Source organism: Accumulibacter sp. (assembly GCF_016789985.1).
Classification (GTDB): Bacteria; Pseudomonadota; Gammaproteobacteria; order Burkholderiales; family Rhodocyclaceae; genus Accumulibacter.
In genome coordinates this window covers 1-17,191 of sequence record NZ_JAEUOL010000207.1, presented here as the reverse complement: position 1 = coordinate 17,191, position 17,191 = coordinate 1, and the positions used below count along the sequence as shown (strand labels likewise).

At 65.7% G+C, this 17,191-nt stretch carries 13 protein-coding genes and 3 pseudogenes; 6 read left to right on the top strand and 10 right to left on the bottom strand.

The features are described 5' to 3' along the window. Positions 1-463: 463 nt before the first annotated feature. Both JNK99_RS12205 and aroG read left to right on the top strand, forming a co-directional pair. Positions 464-1,066: pseudogene (locus JNK99_RS12205) on the top strand (HD domain-containing phosphohydrolase); the annotation flags it as partial. Between the two features lie 139 nt (positions 1,067-1,205). Further along, positions 1,206-2,285 (top strand): 3-deoxy-7-phosphoheptulonate synthase AroG, encoded by a 1,080-nt coding sequence (gene aroG, locus JNK99_RS12200; RefSeq protein ID WP_291853426.1) that lies wholly within the window; start codon positions 1,206-1,208, stop codon positions 2,283-2,285. Positions 2,286-2,394: 109 nt separating this feature from the next. Here aroG and JNK99_RS12195 read toward each other — a convergent pair. Further along, a pseudogene (locus tag JNK99_RS12195) lies at positions 2,395-2,866 on the bottom strand (hypothetical protein); the annotation flags it as partial. 325 nt (positions 2,867-3,191) lie between these two features. Here JNK99_RS12195 and JNK99_RS12190 point away from each other — a divergent pair. Next, complete coding sequence (locus JNK99_RS12190) at positions 3,192-3,602, top strand: hypothetical protein (protein WP_291853422.1); 411 nt, start codon at positions 3,192-3,194, stop codon at positions 3,600-3,602. Positions 3,603-3,660: 58 nt separating this feature from the next. Here the strand turns inward: JNK99_RS12190 and JNK99_RS12185 are convergent, their stop codons facing one another. Then, a complete protein-coding gene (locus JNK99_RS12185) occupies positions 3,661-5,316 on the bottom strand; it encodes a hypothetical protein (protein ID WP_291853418.1) in 1,656 nt (551 codons plus the stop codon). 220 nt (positions 5,317-5,536) lie between these two features. Here JNK99_RS12185 and JNK99_RS12180 point away from each other — a divergent pair, with 220 nt between their 5' ends. Continuing rightward, positions 5,537-6,334 (top strand): 2-phosphosulfolactate phosphatase, encoded by a 798-nt coding sequence (locus JNK99_RS12180; RefSeq protein ID WP_291853416.1) that lies wholly within the window; start codon positions 5,537-5,539, stop codon positions 6,332-6,334. 86 nt (positions 6,335-6,420) lie between these two features. Here JNK99_RS12180 and JNK99_RS12175 read toward each other — a convergent pair whose 3' ends face one another. The 5 genes from JNK99_RS12175 to lexA form a co-directional block, all read right to left on the bottom strand. After that, entirely contained in the window at positions 6,421-6,906 is a 486-nt protein-coding gene (locus tag JNK99_RS12175) for a DUF6515 family protein (RefSeq protein ID WP_291853412.1), read from the bottom strand. Between the two features lie 20 nt (positions 6,907-6,926). Beyond that, positions 6,927-7,715, bottom strand: a complete 789-nt coding sequence (locus tag JNK99_RS12170; protein ID WP_291853409.1) for a DUF2092 domain-containing protein — start codon at positions 7,713-7,715, stop codon at positions 6,927-6,929. A gap of 273 nt (positions 7,716-7,988) precedes the next feature. Further along, a complete protein-coding gene (locus JNK99_RS12165; protein WP_291853406.1) occupies positions 7,989-9,374 on the bottom strand; it encodes a DUF3999 domain-containing protein in 1,386 nt (461 codons plus the stop codon). Then, complete coding sequence (locus JNK99_RS12160; RefSeq protein ID WP_291853402.1) at positions 9,371-12,160, bottom strand: DUF2339 domain-containing protein; 2,790 nt, start codon at positions 12,158-12,160, stop codon at positions 9,371-9,373. Before JNK99_RS12160 ends, JNK99_RS12165 begins: the two co-directional genes overlap by 4 nt. Positions 12,161-12,525: 365 nt before the next feature. Beyond that, on the bottom strand, positions 12,526-13,131 hold the full coding sequence (gene lexA / locus JNK99_RS12155; RefSeq protein ID WP_291853399.1) for a transcriptional repressor LexA: 606 nt from the start codon (positions 13,129-13,131) through the stop codon (positions 12,526-12,528). A gap of 340 nt (positions 13,132-13,471) precedes the next feature. Here lexA and JNK99_RS12150 point away from each other — a divergent pair, with 340 nt between their 5' ends. Beyond that, the gene (locus tag JNK99_RS12150; protein ID WP_291853396.1) at positions 13,472-15,811 is read left to right on the top strand and encodes a 2OG-Fe(II) oxygenase; all 2,340 of its coding nucleotides are present in this window, start codon (positions 13,472-13,474) and stop codon (positions 15,809-15,811) included. 85 nt (positions 15,812-15,896) lie between these two features. Beyond that, positions 15,897-16,484: an SUMF1/EgtB/PvdO family nonheme iron enzyme gene (locus JNK99_RS12145; protein ID WP_291853427.1), complete on the top strand. Its 588-nt coding sequence runs from the start codon at positions 15,897-15,899 to the stop codon at positions 16,482-16,484. Here JNK99_RS12145 and JNK99_RS12140 read toward each other — a convergent pair. The 3 genes and pseudogenes from JNK99_RS12140 to JNK99_RS12130 form a co-directional block, all read right to left on the bottom strand. Beyond that, positions 16,437-16,628, bottom strand: a complete 192-nt coding sequence (locus tag JNK99_RS12140) for an integrase core domain-containing protein (protein ID WP_366518761.1) — start codon at positions 16,626-16,628, stop codon at positions 16,437-16,439. The genes JNK99_RS12145 and JNK99_RS12140 overlap by 48 nt on opposite strands. After that, entirely contained in the window at positions 16,601-16,942 is a 342-nt protein-coding gene (locus JNK99_RS12135; RefSeq protein WP_291853430.1) for a hypothetical protein, read from the bottom strand. The genes JNK99_RS12140 and JNK99_RS12135 overlap by 28 nt, the downstream gene beginning before the upstream one ends. Further along, positions 16,941-17,191, bottom strand: a pseudogene (locus tag JNK99_RS12130) (transposase); the annotation flags it as partial. The gene JNK99_RS12135 and the pseudogene JNK99_RS12130, both read right to left, overlap by 2 nt.

Genomic DNA, 17,191 nt, shown 5'->3' with positions numbered 1-17,191 from the left:
GCGCCTGCCTTTCTCCCCGGCCGCCGCCCGCGTCATGGCAGAGCGGAATTACGCTCTGCCCTGAAGCGCCGACCGGACATGTCTGCTTGGCAGGAAAGCGGACATCTGTGCTTTGGATTGACAACTGCGGCGAGGATTTTGTGATCATCCCCGGGTGCTCGACGCCGAGTCGTTCCAGCCTGCTGCACCACCCGGCGGAACTCCGGCGGCGGTGCGCCAATCGCGATTGCCCGGCTCACCAGCGACCCGACGATTACCGCCCGCACCGTCAGTAGCCGAAACTCGTAGCCCGACCCCACGACGGACACCCGGCCGCTCGCGTTCTGCTGAGCGGCAGTTGGCAGGGGGTCCGTTCGAGGCGACGCCTTCGTTGTCTGCACACAGCGAGCGATGATAATGGCAATCTCCGCCCAATCAACGCCAGGAGGTGCTGCTCGATGGCGGCGTCGATGAAGCGCGTTGCCTGCAACTGGGGGCCGCCGACTACATTCCGCGGCCGATCAGGCCGGTGATCGCCGCCGCTCGCGAACTGCTGCGCGACCAGGATCGCAGCCTGGAGTCGGAGATCACACGGCGGCTGGCCGAGGTCCGGGACCCGGAAACTGGCGGCCACCTGCGTCGAACACAGCGCGACATTTGCACCCTGGCGGAGGAAATCCGCTCGCATCCGCGTTTCGCCGACTTTCTGACACCACGGAACATCGAGGTGCTCGACAAATCCGCTCCGCTGCACGACATCGGCAAGGTGGGAATCCGCGACGAAATCCTGCTCAAACCCGGCAGGCTGACCGCGCAGGAACGGGAAATCATGAAAGCGCACAGCCACCTCGGCTATCAGGCGATCCAGCAGGCGGAACAGGACACCGACCACCCGACGATCGAATTCCTGCGCATGGCGAAGGAGATCACCCGTTCTCATCACGAGCGATGGGATGGTTCGGGCTATCCGGACGGCCTGCGGGGCGACGCGATTCCGATCCCGGCGCGCCTGATGGCGGCGGCCGACGTCTTCGACGCGTTGATTGCCGAGCGCGTCTACAAGCACGCCTTTCCGGTCGAGCAGGCGGGCCACCTTCCCCTTCCCTGGCCAACTTCTCTTCGCCGAATCGACCGTGTCAGTCATACTGCAGCGCACAATCCCGGCCGCCTTTCCATTAGAATCGACCCTTTGCCCGGAACGGCCCGTACGTCAGGAGAAATGCACGATGACCTTGCAGAGCAAGCCCAATACCGACGATGTCCGCATCAGGGAAATCAAGGAACTGGTTCCGCCGGCCCACGTCTTCCGCGAGTTCCCGGTTGGTGTGCGCGCTGCGCTGACAACCTACAACACGCGCCAGAGCATCCATCGCATCCTGCACGGTGCCGATAACCGCCTGCTGGTGGTGGTCGGCCCCTGCTCGATTCACGATGTGGATTCGGCGATCGAGTACGCGCGGCGGCTGCAGGCGGAAGTGCCGCGTTTCGCGCAGGACCTGCTGATCGTCATGCGCGTATACTTCGAAAAGCCGCGTACCACGGTCGGCTGGAAGGGCCTGATCAACGACCCGCGCCTAGACAACAGCTTCCGGATCAACGAGGGATTGCGCCTGGCGCGCGGCTTGCTGCTCGAGATCAATGACATGGAACTGCCCTGCGCGACCGAGTTCCTCGATACGATCACGCCCCAGTACACCGCCGACCTGATTGCCTGGGGGGCGATCGGAGCACGTACCACGGAGTCGCAGGTGCATCGGGAGCTGGCTTCCGGCCTGTCATGCCCGGTCGGATTCAAGAACGGGACCGACGGTAACATCCGCATCGCGATCGACGCCATCCGCGCCGCCCAGTCGCCACATCATTTTCTTTCGGTGACCAAGGCCGGCCACTCGGCAATCGTTTCGACCAGTGGCAACGAGGACTGTCACGTGATCCTGCGCGGCGGCAGGGAGCCGAACTATGACGCGGTGCAGGTCGACGCCGCCTGCAAGGAGATCGCCGCGGCCGGCCTCGCCGCCCGCCTGATGATCGATGCCTCGCACGCCAACAGCAACAAGCGCTTCAAGCAGCAGATCGAGGTGACCCGCAACACGGCCGAACAGCTCGCCGCCGGCGACGACCGCATCATCGGCGTGATGCTGGAATCGAACCTCGTGGAAGGCCGCCAGGACCTCGTGCCGGGCCAGCCGCTCGAATACGGCAAGAGTATTACCGACGCCTGCCTGGGCTGGGAGGACTCACTGACGGTACTGGAGATGCTCGCCAAGGGCGTACGCGCCCGCCGCCTGGTGGAAGCCGCCCAGTGAGGTTCGCCCGGAATTTCGTCTTCCAAGGGTGACGTAAGATGACGCTACTTTGGCAGGCAGAAGGATGATCGAGGGAGCCCCCGGCTTTTCGTCTTCCAATCCGATCGCATCATGCCGCCAGCTCGTCTTCATGCTGATTCCTGATCCGGTTCGCCAGGAAATCCTGTGGTGAGGGATAACCCGGCGTCGAATGCCTGCACCTGCGGTTGTAGAACGGCTCGATGGAGTCGAATGCGTCTGCAACCGCTTCGGCTCTCGTTTCGTGGCGTGTGCCATGTACCCGCTCGTTCTCGTAGCTGTTGAAGAAGCGCTCGGTCGGTGCGTTGTGCCGGGCTTCGCCCTCTCGCCTGACGGCTCGCGAAACGGCACTTCGCTTGTTTTCCCAGCGCTTCCCCTTCCGGCTCATCGAGCAGGTCATGCCGCATTCCTTCCGTCGCGCGGCCAACATACGGGCTTTCCCGCTCGGAGTGATGGATCAGCCCGGGTGCGGGCTTCCTGCGGAAGCACGCCATCACCAGCGCATCGATCGTGATGTCCACCGTCATCCGGAGCGTCAACGACCAGCCGATGACTTCCCGGTTGGCTTCGCCGGTCAGTTGACCGCCGAACACCTGGCCGGGCATGATTGGCGGGTCGCAATCCGGACAAGCTGGCCACCCGGCGCCAGCGCAGACGACGAGCAATGCGCTGATCGAGCGCCGGCGCAGGAACGGCGTCCGGTTTGCGGTTGTTGAAACCCAATGTAGTGACAAGCAACGCAAACAGGCTCAAGATCCGCCTCCCGCTGGTGGCCGCCAGTCTGCTCGACGCGCGGCGCACAGCCGGCCTGGTCGGCCAACCTGGCCAGCGCCAGTATCACCGCCGGAATGGCTCTGCCGCCCCGCATCAAGAAACGAGGAGTTGTCCATGCGTGCCCAGCTTGAGTTCGTGTCTGCCGCTTTTCCGCCCTACCCCGCCGAAGAGGAGCACAGCCCGGGGCGCTACGGCGTTCGCCTGGCCGAGTTCCTGGCGCAGCAACTGCCGGCGCACGGTTTCCCGGTGCAGGCGGTGACCATCGAAAACTGGGGCATCAAGGTGGCGCTGGAGAATCCGGACTATCCGCTGTGGGTCGGCTGCGGAAGCTATGAAAAGCACGAAAACGGCTTCCTCTGTTTCCTCGAGCCGGCCAGGCCGTTCGTCCGCAAGTGGTTCAGAAAACTGGACAACGCGCCCATCATGGAACGACTGGCGACGGCGGTCGAGAACATCCTGCAGGAAAGCGGCGAGGTGTCGCAGTTGCGCTGGTGGACAGAGAACGAACTTCGACACCCGGTCTGAAAAAGCAATGCGCCGTGCAGACGGCGCATTACAGGCGAAGGACGGCGGCCGACTGTTGTTACGGCTGCGATTTATGCTTGCCGGGCTGCGGATACTGCCCCGGGTTGAAGCCGTTCCTGAAACGCAGCTTGCTGGCGGGATTGTTGGGGAAGAAACCCGCGCCAGGCCAGTAACCGTCGTTCAAGCGCTTCTCCATGGCCGCGATGGCCACAGCGACCTCCGCCTCGGTCAGCGTGCAGTGACCGTTGGAGTCGACGAAAGTCTGGCGCAGCAGTTGCTTCTGATGCACCACCCCGACCCCCTTCTTATCCTCCAGAGTGTCGCGCAGCTCGGTCTCCTGCGAAGGCAGGACCAGTCCATCGGTGGTGGTGTGCACCGACAGAATGGGGTGCGGCAGCGCTGAAGCGGCAAAGGTCGGGTCACGGTACCTGGCGGTGTAAGTCCGGCCCGCCTCGCTACCCTCGACGTTGCGGCGCGCGTTCATCGCCAGCAGCCAGTTGTCGATCACCTCCGACGGCAAGCCGATCTGCTTGAGGTAACGGCGCTGCTCCTTGGTCAGATGGTAAGCGTGGTCCTTGTTCTGACCCACGGCCCCGCCCGCCCGGCCCTCGATATCTGCCTTGACCTCGGTGGAGAAAAGCAGCGCGCTGGCCAGCCAGTTGAAGTCCGGATAACCGGGCGCCATCCCCCCCGTCGCAGGATTGGGCACCGGGAAGGGATAGAAGCCCTCGAGTGGCAGCCCGGTTACCAGGCGCACGAACTCCAGGCGAGCGAAGGACTCGCCACCGGTCTGGGGATCGTTCGGCGGGAACCACGCTTCGACGGTCGCCACAACGTCGGTCGCGAAAACGACTCCCGGCTTCACCTTGCCGAGGTTGCCGTCCGGGTCGCCCCACGGCCAGCCGCCAGTGCCGCCTGCCCCGCCGAAGGCGACGTCGATCGCCAGGGCAACGTCCACCGCACTGTCCCAGCTACGCGACGCGCCGGCGCCGACGGTACACACGGAGACCACCCCATCGATCAGCGGCGAGCGTTCCTCGGCATAGCGCAGCGCGATCAGACTACCCTGCGAGCGAGCCATCAGGATGGTCCGCTGCGGCCAGTGCCCTTGCTTGGTGAGCAGGAGTCGCCGCGCCTGCAGAATGGCCAGACCGATATCGCGCACGCCATCCTCGACCGCCCAACCGAGCTTGCCATTCGCCAGGAAGTCCACGTCGGGCTTGTAATCCGAGGCGACAGCAGCGTACTTGCGTTCGCAGACCAGTTGTTCTTCCAGCGCTTCCGCATTGCCGGAGAGCACCAGACCAGCCCCGGTGATCTCGGGCAGACCGTTGCTCAATGGCGTGAAACCGAGCAGAGGGGACTGTGTCGTCGGGTCGACCAGTGGCGTGCCGTCCACGGCAAGAGGTTTGCCGTCCTGGCCGACCTTGATTGTCGAACCGGTGCCACGCGCATAGGCCAGCAACCTGCCGTTCCAGCCGCCTTTTGCTCCCGGCTTGGGAATCACCACGCGGAATGGCGCAAAGGGGTTCTGCGGGTCGCCGGTGAGGGTCCCGCCGTAATAGTCCCAATAGCCTTCGCCGTTGGCACAGGCGCCGTCCCGTACTCCGGACACCAGTGCGTGCGCGCTTGGCACGGCAAGGCTTACGGCCAGAACAGTGGCGAGAGGAAACCACAGCCTGGCCCATTTTGCTGTCGAACGTCTGCTCATCATTGCTCCTCCTGGTTATCGACCGTCAATCAAGCACCGCCCCGTCAGAAGTGTGTCGATTTCCCGGACGGTGGTCAAGCGCCAGCTTGCTCGCCGGCTTGCTCGAATGGTACACGTTGCGCCCGACAATCCGCTCGAGCTCTGTTTGACCGCTGCCGGGAGATCGGTGATACTGCGCCACCTGCCGACAAATCGCCAACGACACAAGGACTTGCAAGCCGTCATGCGCACTCGCCGCCTTTTCCTGAACCGCCTGGATGCGACGCACGAACCCACCGACGCAGTGGTGGTGATCGATGTCCTGCGCTCCTTCAGCACTGCTGCCTTCGCCTTCGCCGCGGGTGCCGGCAGCATCTATCCGGTTGAGACGATCGCCGGTGCCTTCCGCCTGCAGCAACGCTTGCCGAATGCGGTGACGACCGGCGCGGTCGGCGGCGGCGACCCGATTCCGGGCTTTGACTTCGGCAATTCGCCGGCGGAACTGCAGGGGGTTCGGCTGGCCGGCCGGCCCTTGATCCAGACCACCGCGGCCGGCGTCCGTGGGCTGACCCGCTTTCGCCATGCGCGCGCACTGTTCGCTGGCAGCCTGGTGGTCGGCCGCGCGACGGCGATGGCGCTGCTCGAACTACAACCGGAAGAAGTCTGTTTCGTCATCACCGGCGAGTGGGTGGACCGCGACGGCGACGAGGACATCGCCTGCGCCGACTACCTCGATGCCCTGCTGCACGGTGAACGACCGGACCCCGCATGCTTCGCGGCGCGCGTGCACGGGTCCGATTTCGGCCGTCGCTTCCAGACCAATGACAACGCCAACCTGCCGCTGCGTGACCTCGAACTCTGTGCCCACGCCGATCGCTTCGACTTCGCGCTGCGTGTCTCGCAGGTCGATGGGCACCTGCAGCTCACCCGTTCGCGCGCCAGCCCGCAGAGTCAGGCACGGCTGCTTGGCGACCTGCGCAATGGTCTGAAGCTGCATGATGCGCTGGGGTTCGGCCCGATGCCCTTGCCTGATTGCGGTTGACGCGCCTCGCGCACGACCGCGCGAGATCCGCCAGCAGAACGAGAACGAAACCTTCGCACCTGCCCGGCCGGAACCGGGAAAGCGCATCAGGGTGCCGGCACCACCTCGTAATACACGCCACTCGAGCCGAAGTACGGCTTGTACCAGGTAGGGCCGTTCTGATAATAGTTGACGCCGTTCACCCGCATGCTGCGTGAGCCGGGCGGCAGGGTCGCCACCTGGGTGCCGAGCGGCAGGTTGCCCTGAACCGCATAGACCGGTTGCTGGACTGCGTAAACTGGTTGCTGCACCACGACGGCGGGTTGCGCAGCGCTGGCGATTGCTGCCCCCGCCATCGCCCCCACCGCCAGACCGGCGGCCGCGCCCACCGCCGCGCCGCAGCCGTAGCAACCACCGTGATAGTAAGCGCTGCCGTGGTAGTAAGCACCATGATAGCCCGGGCCGGCGGCGACGAAACCTCGCCCGCCCCAGCCCCTGCCCGCGGCAACCCAGGCATTTGCGTCATTCAGGGGAAGCAGGACAGTCGCCACCACGACAACACCCAAAATCAGTGTCTTTTGCATTGCATTCATCACCTGTCTCCTCTCGCCGCTCATCTGGATTCGGAAAGGCCTTGCAGCTTGAAGTCGAGTTCCACGGCATCCTTCGCGATGGGGGCCTTGAATGTGCCTGCCGGTACGGCGGTGTCGAGCTTCCAGTCCGAAAACTCGACCGTGAAGGTCGGCTGCCGCTCGCCGCTCCGATAGGAGGCGATCAATCGGCGTGGCAGGCTGTCCTGCACGCCGATCCAGATCTCCCAATCGATTCCCTTGCTGGTAAACGCCAGGTGATCGGTCCTGGCTCCGCCAACCATCGACTGTCCGACCAGCAGTGCGCTCTCGAGATCGCTGGTCAGGCGACCATAGGAATCGGCGAGCAGGGTGTCTACGAAAGGCGCAAGGGTATCCGAGCCGGGGTATTGCTTGTCGATGAGCGCATCGATGGTGCCACCCGGGACATCCTGCCGGGAATAGAACTTCCCGCCCAGGCGGACAGCCGTCACCGTCTTGCCGTCGAAGTAGAGATCGTTCGGCATCAGGTCACCGCGTGTTTCGACGAACAAGCGGTCCGGCCGTTGCATGACCACCCGCGACTGGCCAAAGAAACTGAGATACTGTCCGCTTGGCGCATTCATGGGCACCAGACTGCGTACCCTGAAGCTCAGGATGCGCGCCTTGCCCAGCCGGTCACTCATGCTTTTCAACAGCTTGAGTGCGCGCTCATCCTTCCCTTCGCGAACCACGGCGGCCGGTGCAACGGGCTGGTCCTGGGCAAGCGCGGCGGACAGCGGGGTTGCGGCAAACACGCCAAGCAGCGCCACGATTGCGTTTCGTCTCATCATGATCCCTCCAGTTGTCGCGCGGCAGGCAGGCATCGCCGATGCTGACACGCACGCAGATCCGATACACCGCACCCGAACGGCCGGTCAAGGACCGGCGAAGGATGACTCAATGCAGCATGGAAGCCATCACCCGGAGTGTAGATGCCCCAGGCGGCTCCGGTCAAATCGGCAATAGCGGCTGCGATCCCGACGCAGGCCGGGCGGACACGGTGGTCCTGCGCAGCCAACGGACCGACGCACGATGAACGGTGCGCAGCCCATTCCACCATGCGCTCAGCCTCCTTTCCCGCCATCGGACGGCGGCGCAAGCTGTCGGCTCAGCCGCCAGGCCATCCCGCCGAGCAAGGCGACTCCCGCCAGCAGGCTCGCCCAGAGGGCCCAGCGCTGCCAGTCGATAGCCTCGCGCGTCGCACGCGCGCCGGCCAGGGTGCGCTCCGTACCGGCACTGGCCCGGCCGATCGACAAGGGGCCCGTCAGGCCGGCTCGGTCATCCCCTTCGACATGATGGCCTGGTAGCAGTGTGGTGATCGGGTAGGCGGCCGGCCGGGCGCTGCGGCTGCCGTAGGCGAGCTGGAACGGCGCCAGCCCGCGTGCGGCAAAGACCAGGCCTTGCGTCAGCCAGCCGGCCTCCAGCTCGGGGGCGCCGCCACCCAGACCGCCACCGCGCCGGTCGACGCGCAAAAGCCAGTAGCGCTCGCTGCTCGCTGCGATCTGCAAATCGGGACTGACCACCTCCTGGCCAGCCCCGCTGAACCGGTACACCACGTTCAGCGAACGTCGCAGCCAGGGATCCCTGTCACGGGCACGCGACAGGAGTTCGACCGAGGCAACGGTGTTGGGATGTGGCAGGAGCAGTCGCAGGCGGTCCACCGGAAACTGCCCGCCGAGGTCGAACTCGTATTGCCCCGGCTGATCCGGCAGTGCGTTGCCGGTCACCCGCTTCCATTGGCGAGGCGCCTCGACCACCGCCGCACCCGGTTCGCTCGCCAGACCGACAAGATCGAGGGCAGGTGCGTTTGGCCAGGTCAGACGCCAGTACCTTGCCCGGCGGGGCGGGAACTCGACGCGCCGTAGCTCGAGTCGCTGTCCGCCGGTCGTCAGTCGCAACACCGGGGCCTCCGATACCAGGGTTGTCCATTGCCGCAGATCGTCACTCGCTTCGACCCGGATACGGGTCACCACATCGTCGGAAGTCGGCGGCAACTCGAACAGCAGCGCGCGCCAGGAGTGGTCGAAGCCACTGGCATCAATCAGATAGCCGAGCAGCGTGGCGTGCGCAGCCGGCGCCTCATTCCCTTTCATGGTCACCACCGCCCGGCCGCCGACGCGTTCGATGCGCACCTGTACCCCATCGACCCCGGCCGTCGGGTCGCCGCGCAGCGGAAAGAAAGGTAGCCGAACTGGCGGCAGCGGCTCGCTGCCTGCTTTCGGTTGCGGCAGCCAGGCGTGCGGCACCACCTCACCGGCCGCATTGAAGACCCGCAGGTCACCCAGGTCCGGACGCACGACACCCTCGAAGACAGCCGGCGGCAGGTCGACCCTGAGCAGCGCTTCCGGCCCGGCGGGCTCAAGCGTCAGGGCGAAGGCGAAATCGTCCGGCGCTTCGGCCTGCAACGCCGCGCTCAGCAGGAAGCAAAAGCCGGCGAAAAGCCATCTCATGGCGCAGTCTCCTCTTTCGGGGGAAGCGGTGCCAGATAGCCGATCACCAGCATCAGCAGACCGACACCGAGAAACGACACGATGCGCTCGATGGTCCCGGCATTCGACAGATCGACCAGCAACAGCTTGCCGACGACTGCCACCAGCAGGGCCGCTCCGGTCAGCCAAAGCGGGCGCCAGGCGCGGCGGGTGGCGAGCACCATCGCGGCCAGCACGAGCAGGGTCCAGAACAGCGACAGTGCGGCCTGCACCAGTTCCGAACGCAACAGCGGCGCCGCCTGCAGCGGCACGCCCGCCCAGTGGTGCAGCGCGCGCAACAGAACGGCATTGGCCCACAGGAAGGCGCCCGTCCCGGCCAGACTCGAGGCGACAGCCAGCGGCATTGCGGCAAGCGGTGCCAGCCGCAGGCGGCGCGCTTCGACAAACCAGGTGCCTACCACAAGCAGCGCACCGGCCTGCGTCAGATCAAGCGGATTGAGCACCGGCAGGTAGGGCAGTGGCCAGGGATCGCCATCCGACAACACATTGCCGGCCAGGAACCAGGCAGCGAGGAAAAGCGCCAGCGGCGTCCCGCCGAGCAGCAGATAGGCCCTGAGATGCGCCGCCACCGGCCAGTGCAGGCGCTCCCCGCGCATGGCCAGCAGGGCAAGCAGCGCCCCGGGCAACAGCGCCCAGCCGATCAGCGGCCAGGCGGCACGCCCGTCCACCCAGCGGTCGATCGCCCAGGCCAGCTCCCGGGCGCCGAGAGCCGCCAGCAGGCACAGCCCGGCTGCATGCAGCCAGTCGAGCGCCCAAGCGGCGCCGGTCTGATGTCGGAACAACAGGAACAGATGAGCGGCAAAGGCGGCCGGCCAGGCCAGGTAACCGAGGTTGGCGAAAGGGTGCGCCGCGTGGCCGGGGGCGGCCAGGGCCAGCAGGCACATCAGCGGCAGCAGCGCCAGTGCCGGATAACGCGCTGCCGGCCAGGAAAGTCGTCGTTCGAGCCAAGCGAACAGCAGACAGGAAACAGTGAAGAAAAGCAGTGCTGCGTCGGGCTGCAGGGCATGGGGCACGTAACGGTCGATTTCATGCAGACCGCCGAGGACCCACCAGACAACGCCCCAGGCGAGCAGCACAGCCGCCAGCCAGTTCTCTGCCGGAAGCAATTGCTGTCGTGCCCGCTGCAGCATCCAGGCACAGAACAGCCCGGTTCCGGCGAGCAGCAAGGCCCCCAGGTAAACGCTGTTGAGCAACGGCCACTCACCGGCCGGGCGATGCAGATCATCGAGGTAGAAGGCAGCGGCCAGCAATTGCAACAGGATGCCGAACAGGCGCGCCGGCAGGCGCTGTTGACGCAGCCCGACCCAGATTAGTGCGGCGCCCTCGATCGACCATGCCGCCGAGGTCCAGCGCCCGTCGAAAGCGAGTGGAATGGCGAGCGTCGTGAAGCCGGCCCCGAGGGCAAGATACGCTTCCACCAGGAGGCGTTGCTCCTCTGCACGGCGCGACCACAGCGTGCGTGCCAGCAGCAGGTAGAAGGCGCCCAGCGCGAGCGAACTCCAGGCCGCGCCATGAGTGAACTCGCGCACCAGGCCAAGCTGCAGGGCGAAGGCGATCAAGGGTAGGCCGAAGACCAGCGTGGTGTCGAGGTGACGCTCGGCCGGACCAGCAACGCGCCGGGCAAGAAAGACCGGAAGCAGCGCATGGATCAGGAAGAAGAGCACCAGGAAAGGCTCGCTTGAAGCGTAGTGCTCCGGCTGGTAGCGCAGCACGCCCCACACCGTCGCGATACCGAAGGTGAAGGCGAATCCGATCAGATTGAGCAGCCGCCAGGCCTTGAACCAGGCGATCGCCAGGATGCCGATGTCGAGCACGGCATAGAAGCCGAACAGCGTGACATGGCTGCCCTCGCCGGTCGAGGCGAGGATCGGCGCCAGGAAACCGCCCGCTGCTCCGAGCACCGCCAGCACCAGGGCGTCCTGCAGGATTGCCAGCACCGCCGACAGCGCTGCCACTGCGAACAGCAGGGCAAAGGCGGGGCCGGCGGGAAGCAGCCCGAACAGGCGCAGGGCGCCGAAAATGGTCAGGTAGAGCAGACCGATACCGCCGCCCTGCAAGGCCAGTGCGTAACTTCCCCGGCGCTGCCGCAGCCGCCAGCCGATGACCAGCAGCACCAGTGCAGCAAGCGCCACCGCCGTCAGGCGCAACTCGATCGGCACCTGAAAGTGCTGGTAGCCGTACTTGAGCAGAAAAGCGACGCCGAAGAACAGGATGACCACCCCGGCACGGACCATCAGGTTGCCGTCGGTCAGCCACTCCCCGAGCGCTGATGCTCGCCTTTCGAGGGCGATCGGCGGTGCGGCGTGCCCGGGCGGTGAGGCATCGGCGAGCGACCGGTCGCCTTGCTTCATTGCCAGCGTCGACCCAGGTTGCCGGGGAGCAAAGTCATCGATTGCTGCTGCCGCACTCCGTGTGCTCGCTGCAGCCAGCGGCGCCGCCGGGGGTTCGCTCGCCTGTTCGGCGGCGGGCGCCCGCCTTGCGGCCGGGACCAGGGACAGAGGCAGCGCCAGGCTGCCCTGCTCCATCTGTTGACCCGACGCCGCCGAGCGCTGCTCCAGCCGACCCAGCCTCGCCTCCAGCCCTTGCAGGCGTTGCTCGAGCAGGCGGTCGCGCTCAGCCGCCCGGTGCTGCGTGCGGCTGCCCAGCGACCAGCCAAGGATTGCACCAAGCAGCGCACCAATGACCCACAGGCCGGCATGCACCTGTGCGGCAAGGATTGCCCCCAGAACCGCCCCGAGAAACCACATCTGCCTGCCCTCCTGGCCTCACTCCGCCTGTTTGCGCTGCGCTGCCCGCCCGCGCCACGGGCGATTCGCTCGCGGTCGGCGCAGACGAAGTCTAGCAGCCTGCGGGACTTGTCCGCGAGACGAGGGAAAACTCCCACGACAGGTCATGCAAGGGGTGCATTTTCATGAATCCCGGCATCCCGGGGGTTGCCCCCGCGTTATTGCCTGCCATCGACGCGATGCGGCCTGCGCTTCAAGCTCCGGGCGAGACGGACGAGTGCTCACACACCCGGAAGGTTGTTCAAGCTGCGCAGGGAAGACCGACGGAAACCCAAGCCGGATTTGTTGATGCCGAGGTGAGGGCCGGTTTTTCGTCAGAGTGATGTTCAGATCGTCTCGCTGCTGCGAATCAGTCCGACAGCAATGCCTTCGATGGCCAAAGCCCGGTGCTTGGTATCGACGATGATCGGAGCGAAATCGGGATTCTCGGCAATCAGTTCGATCACGCCGTCACGCTGCCGGAAGCGTTTGACCGTCACCTCCTCATCGAGCCTGGCCACGACGATCTGGCCGTTGCGCGCTTCGCTGCTGCGGTGCACGGCAAGCAGGTCACCATCCATGATACCGGCGTTGATCATCGACAGACCGCGCACACGCAAGAGGAAATCGGCGCGTGGCCGGAACAGGCTGGCATCGAGCGAATAACGGCGCTGTACGTTTTCCACCGCGAGCAGCGGGCTACCGGCTGCAACACTGCCGATCAGCGGCAGGCCGAGTTGTTCGACGAGCCGGATGCCGCGTGCCGAACCCGGCTCCAGAACAATGATGCCTTTTCGGGCGAGTGCCTTGAGGTGCTCTTCGGCGGCATTGTGCGAAGCAAAGCCAAAGGCACTGGCAATCTCGGCCCGTGTCGGTGGCGCGCCGAGATTCTCCAGGGTGCTGCGGATGAAGTCGAGTATTTCCCGCTGCCGCGTCGTGAGTGGTGCAACCATGAGCCAGACCTCCTGCCAGTGATGCTGTATTTTCGTACAGGTTGTGGCCAAAAGGCAAGCCGAAGCAAGGCCGTTGGCGGAGGTAGATTCAAAGTTTGCAAACGCCGAACGGGTTATTGTTGGGCGGAACACCTCCCGAGAAGGCACCGATCGAACAGCGGGCATCAGGCGGAACCGCTCCGGATTGCACCGCATGACGACTCGCCCCGGAAGCTTGCAGCGGAACGCCCCGGGCTGCCGACCGACTTTGCTTGTCTTATCATTGCGCACTCAAGCGGCAGACCGAACCGCTCCTGCAAGCCCCCGTTCCGCCATCTCCACTCGCATGAGGCCGAAGCCGATGTCAGCCATCACGCAGGATCTTGCCAGCATCCTCCAGGGCGTCCGCCGCCCCGGCGATTTCCATGCCGCCGGCAGACTCGACATTTTCACGCCACAGCTCGAAGTGACGGGCGTCGGGCCGGTTGCACTGCCGCTCCTGCCGGCGCAGGCTGAGCAACTGGTCGCCACTGCCGAAGCCGCGCCGTACGGCCGCGGTGCCGACACCCTCATCGACCGCAATGTCCGGCGGACCTGGCAGATCGGCGCGGATCGCGTGCACATCGGCGGCCGCCATTGGGCCAAGAGCCTGGCGACGATCGTTGCCCGGAGCGCCACTGGGCTGGGCGTGCTGGAGCCCGTCGCGGCCGAACTCTACAAGATGCTGATCTACGATACCGGCAGCTTTTTCGTCAGGCATCGCGATACGGAGAAGGCGCCGGGAATGTTCGCCACGCTGGTCATCGTCCTGCCGTCGCTGCACACCGGCGGCGAGCTGCTCATTCGTCACCGCGACCGCGAGGTCTGCCTCGACCTCGCCTGCGAGGACGCTTCGGAAGTCGCCTTCGCCGCTTTCTACGCCGACTGCTGGCACGAAGTGCGGCCGATCAGCTCGGGTTACCGCTTGGTGCTGATCTACAACCTGATCCGGCAAGATCCGGGGAAACCGCCCGAACCACCCGCCTACGACACCGAAGAAGACCGGGTGAGCGACCTGCTCAGCCGCTGGGCCGCGGACCTGGCCGCAACGCAGAGGGGCACGCGAGGCGACTGCCCGGAAAAGCTGGTCTATCCGCTGGAACATGCCTATACCCCGGCGGAAATCGGCTTCGCCACGCTGAAAAACGCTGACGCAGCCGTGGCGTTGGTGCTCGTTGCCACCGCCCGGCGCGCCAATTGCGAACTTCACCTGGCCCGCCTGGCCATCGAAGAGAGCGGTAGCGCCGAGTACTGTTATTCGGGTTCGTCGTCGCGGCACGGCCGCTATTCGGAACTTGAAGACGAGGACTTCGAGGTCGGCGAGATTTTCGAGCGCTCGCTGACGCTATCCGAATGGCAGACGCCTGACGGCGACCGGCCGGAACTCGCCGACCTGCCGTTCAGCGACGAGGAACTGTGCCCACCCGATGCGCTCGACGACGAAAAACCCGATGACCAGCAGTTCTTCGAAGCCACAGGTAACGCCGGCGCCAGCTTCGAGCGCAGCTATCATCGCGCCGCCTTCGTCCTGTGGCCATCGGCCGGCAAACTCGAGGTCATCGCCGCAGCGGGCAGCGAAGTGTTCCTGCCCTACCTGGCCGGACTGGCCCGGCACTGGGCCGAGAGTGGCGACGGTCAGGCGTCGGTCGAGTGGCAACAGGCACACCGCCTCGCCCGTCTGGTCATCGACGACGATGCCAACTGGCCCATCCCCGGCTGGCCGTCGACCAGCAGCAAGGGAAAGTCGGCAGGACTGCTGGCCAGCCTGAACCGCTTGCAGGACAGCCAAAACCTTGCCTTGTCGCTGGCCCGGTTGACCGCCAGAGGCCATTACGACAGCGGCGACAACGAGGCGCTGGCCGACGCCGCTTCGCTGCTGCCGCCCGGGCAGGCGACCGAACTGATCGAGCCCATCATCGCCAGGAACGCACCCAACCAGCCGAGCGCCTGCGCCGAACTGCTCGAACGGATCGCCGCGCGATTTTCGGCAGGTCCGACCGCCAGTCGCTGCGAAGCGCTGCTGAAGCCGGCAGCGACGGCGCTGCTTGCTGCCTTGCCGGGCGACCCGGCGCTGCCGCGCCCGCCGGAAGCCTGGCCACGACCGTTCGCCTTGACGCCGGAGCTGGCCGTCGATCTGCTGACCGCACTGCGGCATCTGGCCGCCCTGCCGCTCGGCGAGCGCGCCGTCGACCTCCTGCTCGCCTGGCCAGACACCTTCGCTGTCGACGACATCCTCGTTCCCGCCGCACTGCGGCTGGCCGAACCGGGCGGCGAGGCGCGCGACTGGGCACCAACCCGGCGCCTCATCGCCGCCTGCCTCGACCATCTCGACCAGCGTATCGCCGAGCCGCTGGTGCCGTCGGCGGATTTCACCCGCGCGAGCCGGATCACCTGCCGGTGTCGCGATTGTGCCGAACTCTCGGCCTTCCTTGCCGACCCGATGCGCAAGGTCTGGACATTCAAGGCCGCCGAAACGCACCGCAGCCATGTCGAGACCTCGATTCGCAAGCATGACTGCGACCTGGACCTGCAAACCGACCGCCGCGGTCGCCCCTATACGCTGGTGTGCACGAAGAACCAGGCCAGCCACATGCGGCGAGTGGCGCAGCGCAAGAGGGATCTCGAAAACAGGGCCCGCCTGGCGATGCCGCCCGCCGCCTGAGCAGAGCGAGGCAACCCGCGATGAGCCCCCTGAACAGGTGCCGCCATCTCCCGACGCATCGTCGACCGTGCACACGACGACCGGCTTGGCAACGACCGTCGTACCGACGACGCAAGCCAACCGGACGATCCTGCTACCCGACATCGACTGGGTCGACATCCCCGGCGGCGAGTTCATCTATCAGCAAGGCGAGCTGCGCTCGCTGCCGACTTTCCGGATGGCACGCCACCCGATCACCAATCGCCAGTACCAGACCTTCATCGACGCCGGCGGCTATCGCGACGAGCGCTGGTGGACGGACCTCGAGCGACCCGCGCCGGAGGCCGCGCGCTGGCCGCAAGCCAACCGGCCGCGAACGAACGTGAACTGGTACGAGGCAGTGGCCTTCTGCCGCTCGCTCAGTGCGCAGCTCGGCGACGAGCTTCGCCTACCGAGCGAAGAGGAGTGGGAACGCGCGGCGCGCGGCCGGGACGGTCGCGAATACCCGTGGGGCAATGCCTACGAATCGGGGCGCGCGAACATCGACGAGACCTGGCGTTCGAATCGCGTCGGCGAGTGGAATCTCTGGCAAACGACGGCCGTTGGCGTTGTACCGCCCGCAGTTGATTGGACACTGAATTGCAGCTCATGCGGCCTTCCGGATGGCAGAAGACTGCCGGGCTTCACGGGGTGACATGAAGCCCCGTTTTTCGAGACGCCAATGGCGATTGTAGCGATCCTTGAACGCGGAGACGACGGCCCGGACCTCTTCGACGTTGCGGAAGCTGTGGCCGTGGATGGCCGGTTCCTTCAGCGTCCGGTTGAAGCGCTCGACCACGCCGTTGGTCTGCGGTTCAGCCACGAAGGCAAAGCTCTTGTCGATGCCCGGAACTCGATCTGCTTCAGGAAGTCATTGGCGATGTCTTGCGTGCCGTGATCCCTCCGCAGTTTGAGTCCCTTGCCGGCATGGGCGCCGGTGGCGCCCAATTCGGCCGGAAGCCCTTGGACAATCGGCTGCATGGCCGCGAAGCGGTTGCCGACCTTCACGGGGTGGATGCCGACGCAGCAGGCATCGAAGTGATCGACCGCCGAGAACAGCCACACCCCGCCTTCCTCGACGGTCTGGATGCGAATGCCGTCGGTGCCCCACATCTGGTTCATAGCCCTTGTCTGCAATGACCGCTTGAGCCGGAAAATCTTTGACCAAGGCTACCCCTTGGGTGAGGTCGGCTACCTGGCCTGCGGTCAGGATGATACGAATCGGATTGCCAAGAGCATCACACAAGCATGGACCTTGGTGGTCAGCCCACCACGCGAGCGGCCGATCGCCTGATCGCTACCGTTTTTTTGGGTGCGCCAGCGGCATGCTGATGGGCCCGGACAATGGTGGCATCGATCAAG

Excerpts from the sequence above, each read along its gene's own strand:
- JNK99_RS12150 (WP_291853396.1), top strand. The coding sequence starts at position 13,472 with ATGTCAGCCATCACGCAGGATCTTGCCAGCATCCTCCAGGGCGTCCGC.
- aroG (WP_291853426.1), top strand. The coding sequence starts at position 1,206 with ATGACCTTGCAGAGCAAGCCCAATACCGACGATGTCCGCATCAGGGAA.
- JNK99_RS12190 (WP_291853422.1), top strand. The coding sequence starts at position 3,192 with ATGCGTGCCCAGCTTGAGTTCGTGTCTGCCGCTTTTCCGCCCTACCCC.
- JNK99_RS12160 (WP_291853402.1), bottom strand. The coding sequence starts at position 12,160 with ATGTGGTTTCTCGGGGCGGTTCTGGGGGCAATCCTTGCCGCACAGGTG.
- JNK99_RS12180 (WP_291853416.1), top strand. The coding sequence starts at position 5,537 with ATGCGCACTCGCCGCCTTTTCCTGAACCGCCTGGATGCGACGCACGAA.
- JNK99_RS12185 (WP_291853418.1), bottom strand. The coding sequence starts at position 5,316 with ATGATGAGCAGACGTTCGACAGCAAAATGGGCCAGGCTGTGGTTTCCT.
- lexA (WP_291853399.1), bottom strand. The coding sequence starts at position 13,131 with ATGGTTGCACCACTCACGACGCGGCAGCGGGAAATACTCGACTTCATC.
- JNK99_RS12165 (WP_291853406.1), bottom strand. The coding sequence starts at position 9,374 with ATGAGATGGCTTTTCGCCGGCTTTTGCTTCCTGCTGAGCGCGGCGTTG.
- JNK99_RS12170 (WP_291853409.1), bottom strand. The coding sequence starts at position 7,715 with ATGATGAGACGAAACGCAATCGTGGCGCTGCTTGGCGTGTTTGCCGCA.
- JNK99_RS12135 (WP_291853430.1), bottom strand. The coding sequence starts at position 16,942 with ATGTGGGGCACCGACGGCATTCGCATCCAGACCGTCGAGGAAGGCGGG.
- JNK99_RS12175 (WP_291853412.1), bottom strand. The coding sequence starts at position 6,906 with ATGAATGCAATGCAAAAGACACTGATTTTGGGTGTTGTCGTGGTGGCG.